The sequence below is a fragment of the Pedobacter sp. 01N416 genome, assembly GCF_056399685.1.
The window spans coordinates 1-5,033 of record NZ_JBFTRT010000512.1; the positions used below are offsets into that span (position 1 = coordinate 1).

Here is a 5,033-nt window from a genome sequence, read left to right on the forward strand (position 1 = left end):
GTGGTGTCTGATGCAATAATTGCTAATCCAGACTGGATATAAGTAAAGATTTTATTGGTTAAACAGATATCTCGATTTTTCGGAATTCCAATTTCTGTTGCTAAGCCGATGTCAAACTTTTGGGCAAATGAAATAATTTGGTCCGGAGAAATAGGATGATAATAGCATATTGGATGAAACACCTCATTTTCTAACGCAATTTGATTAAAATAATCTTTAACTCCATCCTTAAGCTCACCCAATAAATGTAATTCAAACTTTTGCTTACAATTACCAATAGCTTTGATAACAGCTTCCAAGCCCCTATCTCTACCAATGACTTGAGAAAACCAAAACAATTTAATAGGGTAATCATGTATAATTTCTTCATTAATGTTTTCTTTTGGAAAAACATTAAGAATGGTGTGTGGTCTTAAGTTTGGATAGAGATGCTGGTAAGCTTTACTGATTAACGGACTAGCAGTACTTAAGTAGTCTAAAATTGGTAAATATCTATCTTCCAAATGTGCCTTTAAACGCACATCAAATTGCTGAGGGTCATCATATACTTCATGGCGGTGAAAGTCCTCAGCATCAAAGCCCAATTTCGCTTTGTTTTTCTTTGCAGCGAGTGCTGCTGCTGGGAGTGCGGCTAAATTATGGGCGATATAAACATCTGCTTTTATTTTTTTAGCCTGATTAACCAATTCAGGAGTACATCTTCCAATAGCATAAAGTGCTGTAAATTTAATACCAATAAGCTTTGCTAACCATCGTGCCAGCCTATGCCTAATTGTTGTGGAAAGATAAGTTATTCTACTTTCAGTTGGATGCCCTCCAACCTTGATGGATTTTAATCTTGTCTCGTTTAAAATTTCAAAATCCAGGCGTTCGGCCCAAGCTATACGAAATTGGTAAATCAAAGTTACTTCATAGCCTGCATTTATTAGGGCAAAAGCCTCTTTCACAAGCCTAGGGTTTGTGGAGGGTTGTCCTGATGTAATCAATACAACTTTCATAGTTTAGCTAGAGCCATCGTGTTGATGAAACTAACGGATGTGTTTGTTTAATAAATAGAAAATCTGATTGAAACAGTGCTTTATCGTAAGGCCTACGCATAATTGAGCATATATCATATAAGATAAACCCATTATCCTTCATAAATGAAATGACGTCGCTAACTAATGGTGCACCTTTGTAGATCCCCAGCATGGAAACTTCTATGAGTACTGCCTGAGCAGATTTTAAAACGTTCAAACCGCCTTCTAAGATTTCAATTTCCGACCCTTGGGTATCAAGTTTAATAAGGTCTACAGATTCGAAACCTGTTTCTACAGCAATTTCATCTAGAAGTTGAAGTTGTATAGTCTCCACTTTTGCATTGGTTTCATTATCCTCTTTGAAAATGGAACTCGCTGATTCGTAAATATTAAATTCAACATATTTTTTTTCAGCACCCAAAAGGGCAATATTTACTTTTGAACCAAAGATTTGCTTTGATACCTGATCTAAAAGAGGTTTTTTATTTTGCTGTCCTTCAATCATCAATAGCTGCACACCCGGAAAAATCTGATTAATCTCCAAAGCCCACTGCCCCTCATAAGCACCAATGTCGATAATTTTTTTAGGATTGAAACCCAATTTCTTCAGTCTTGTAAATGAAGATTTTTGGGAAGGTACTTCAAATTTAGTTTTTATAATCTCAACCAGCTTTTTGGGGATGAGCTTAATAATCAGTTTTTTTATCATTTTTTAGTAACGTTAAATACTCTTTAGCGATAACTGTGGTATCATATTTATGCTTAGCGGTCTCTCTACAAAGTTTTCGGTTTATGGCGTTAACTTTTAACAAAGACTTAAGCATCTCTTCTTCATTTTCTACAATGAAACCAGATATTCCTTCGTCAATTACTTCAGGAACAGAGCCTCTTTTAAAACCAATCACAGGAGTGCCACATGCCATGGCTTCCACCATCACCATCCCGAAAGGTTCATCCCATTCTATGGGGAAAAGTAAGGCTTTTGCTTTTCCTAAATATTCATTTTTTTGCTCATCATTTAAGGCACCTAGGTAAATAATTTGCTCTCCATCAAACAAAAGTTCAATTTCATTCTTGAAGTAGGTATAATTATCTAGAGTAGTTGGGATATTTCCTCCAATCCATAGTTTATGGTCTGTTTTTTTTGCAATAGCTATGGCTGTATGAAGGCCTTTTATCTTATCTAATCTCCCTAAAAACATTAATGGGGCATCATGAACTGCCTTTTCTTGCAATTGATAATTGGAAAAATCAATGGCATTGTAAACAGTTTTCCAGGTTCCCGCTACATTACCTGTACTCACGCAATAATTACTGCAGGCAGTAAATACTAAATTTTTATTTGGCAACGATGTCGCCAATTTAATCCCTTTTTGTGCAACAGGCCTACCATAAGTCATGATTTTATGGGCTTTAGCATTTAGAATGGGTAAAAGGTAAATTAAGCGACCAAAATTGTGAATGAGATCAAACTCATTTCTTTTAGCAAAAAGAAACTTCCAAGCAGATAATACCTCTTTAAAATGCTGAAATTTAGACCGTTTCAAATCATTTTTGCCAAAGCTGTAAGCCTTTCCACTGATGTGTGAATTTGGCCCAGCCAATAAGCTTACTTCATGCCCAAGTTTATGGTATTCTTCGGCAAACATAAAAACCAGTCTTTCATGCCCGCCATATAGTGGCGGTGGGACGGGAATTCCAGGGTCCATGATCAATAAAATTCTCATGAATAAACCTCGTTTAAAATTTCCAAGATCCGTTCGGCACTTCTTTCCAAGCTCAAATGCTTTAAAATGTAATTCCTTGGGGCATATTTGTCATTTGACACGCCCTTCATAAATAAAGGTAGTTTTTCTTTAAATTCATTGAAATCTTTGAATTTTTCTCCACAATCTTCGCAAAAATAGGGGACTGAACTTGCAGGTACAGCTTCCGTTTCGCCCCACGCTAATCGATGAGGATCTAACCAAAATCCCTGATCCCATGCCAAAATGGGAACATTCATGGCCATTGCCTCCTGATAGGCTATACCTTGACTTTCATGCTCACAAAGGAAAATCATGCCATAGCTGTTGGATAGTTGCTTTTGATAGGTCTTGATATCATAATATCCATAACGAATGAGGTGATAGTCAATACCTTTTTGGTCAAGTTGATTTAATATAGGCTTGAGTAATGTTTCTTCGTTTTCAGCCTTATTCCAAAGGAATTTCACATAAATCAGCATTCTTTTAGCTGCACCTGAACTAGGCTTCCAAAATGCTGTATCTATTCCACTCGGCCAGGTTTTACATTTTCCTGTACCATACCATCGATTGTAAAGTGATACTGTCCATGGAGAATGCTGAAGATAAGTAGCTACAGGATATTGCTCAAATAAATCTGGCCATTCAGCTGGATGTGTCATTAATGCAATACCTGCAACAATTTTATTTGATTGATGGTAATGCTCCAATACCTTGGGCCCACCTAATACAATGATTTGATCTTTAGTTGTTAAGCGCTCAAATGGGATGTTTATCTCATATTTAATATTCAGCTTATCAAAGGATTTACAGAGATTTTTAAAAACTTTTTCAATTCCACTGGTCTTTTTCTTCTTGATAAGATTGCGTAGCAAAGGAATAAGGTAACGATTGAGCCAACATTTTGCACTTGTCTAGAAAATCGTCAACTTGCTGGTAAGTTAGTATTTCTCGATCTAAATCGTATAAATCTTCCAATCCTTCTGTATATTCAGTGAGGTAACATGCCCCTAGCATAGGTGCTTCAATATCTCTTAATCTTGAATAGGTATCGGGTTGATGCATTGGAAAGTTGAAACACGGGTAGCGATTGATCCCTAAGGTGATGGCGCTTTCTCGAGTGATTTTTACATAATCATCAAAACGAGGTTTGCCTTTCAGTAGCACTGATAAAAGTTCACTAATCGTTGGATCATAAGATTTATGTTTGAGTTTATGATAAAATGAACGGATGCCATATTTCGATATAAAGTTGATCTGGTTCTTCAGTTTTCCTAAGGTAGAAAAAACCGGACTGGCACTTTCTGGGGCTTTATCTATCCAACCACTTCCATAGATATCGATTTTGCTGCTTGGCGCCTGTTGCAGTAGCTGTTCAAAAAATAGATGTCTTTGAATATCTTTTGAACCGATAAATACAATCTGATCTGTTTCTTCAGCGGCGATATTACGGTATTTTTGTTCCACCCACATCGGCATGGGGAGGTTCAGGAAAGGTAATTTCGCTTTTTGGTAAAATTTGACGGCTTTGTGTTCTGGAACCCAGTTCAGGTCGAAAATAGCAAATTCCTCTGGTACTTTCTTGAACATCCTCACATGGTCGCAAAAGAAATTGACACATGGAATGCCCATTTTTTGTATTTCGGCAATGGCAGCTGTATCAACCTGTTCCGGATAAAGATAGCTTAAGAAAAGATCAACTGGATTTTCTTTCAAGCAAGCGACTGTTTTTTCCCAAGACGAGGTTTTCCACGCTGAAAATTCTTCATCGCTCTGCTGAACCAAACCTTTTGCCCAATCAATGTCTTTACATTCAACCCAGGTTGCACCGAATTCTTCGATTCCATTTTTGATGTAATATTCCCAAAAACTATAGGGCGCAACGGGATGCTGAATCGGTGATTGAAGAAAGGAGATGAAAATTTTCATTTTCTAAGCAAAGTTCTTCTAAGACTTAATATCTTTTCTGTACGATTAAATCCAAGCGTACGGTATAATTTGCCAAGCATTCCTTTTTCTGGCGGATTAAAATTCGGATTCAATTCAAAAATCCAATCGACAACAGAGACAGCTTCTTTGAGATCATATTTGGCAATCCAATGTGCCAAAGCCCACAAAACTGGTAAACCAGCATCTTTTCTCCTTTGACTTGAGGAGTTATTGTTAGCTAATTGGCCCAATATTTTTTGGTAAATCTTTAAATGTTGGGAATTTTGAATAACGTAATTGCTCKCCGAGGTAAACTGCAACCTTCCTTGAGTATGTACAC

The 5,033-nt window shown here is 36.9% G+C and carries 6 protein-coding genes; all 6 read right to left on the reverse strand.

Annotated features, from left to right (window positions below; all coding sequences use genetic code 11):
• Positions 1-998 (reverse strand): glycosyltransferase family protein (locus AC1DND_RS22585; RefSeq protein ID WP_477584848.1); only part of this gene is annotated, 998 nt, incomplete at its 3' end.
• 7 nt (positions 999-1,005) lie between these two features.
• Entirely contained in the window at positions 1,006-1,728 is a 723-nt protein-coding gene (locus AC1DND_RS22590; RefSeq protein ID WP_477584849.1) for an FkbM family methyltransferase, read from the reverse strand.
• Entirely contained in the window at positions 1,706-2,746 is a 1,041-nt protein-coding gene (locus tag AC1DND_RS22595; RefSeq protein ID WP_477584850.1) for a glycosyltransferase, read from the reverse strand. The genes AC1DND_RS22590 and AC1DND_RS22595 overlap by 23 nt, the downstream gene beginning before the upstream one ends.
• Positions 2,743-3,639 (reverse strand): glycosyltransferase, encoded by an 897-nt coding sequence (locus AC1DND_RS22600; RefSeq protein ID WP_477584851.1) that lies wholly within the window; start codon positions 3,637-3,639, stop codon positions 2,743-2,745. The genes AC1DND_RS22595 and AC1DND_RS22600 overlap by 4 nt, the downstream gene beginning before the upstream one ends.
• Positions 3,596-4,693: a glycosyltransferase family protein gene (locus AC1DND_RS22605; RefSeq protein WP_477584852.1), complete on the reverse strand. Its 1,098-nt coding sequence runs from the start codon at positions 4,691-4,693 to the stop codon at positions 3,596-3,598. Before AC1DND_RS22605 ends, AC1DND_RS22600 begins: the two co-directional genes overlap by 44 nt.
• Positions 4,690-5,033: hypothetical protein (locus AC1DND_RS22610; RefSeq protein ID WP_477584853.1), on the reverse strand; the 344-nt coding region annotated here is incomplete at its 5' end. The genes AC1DND_RS22610 and AC1DND_RS22605, both read right to left, overlap by 4 nt.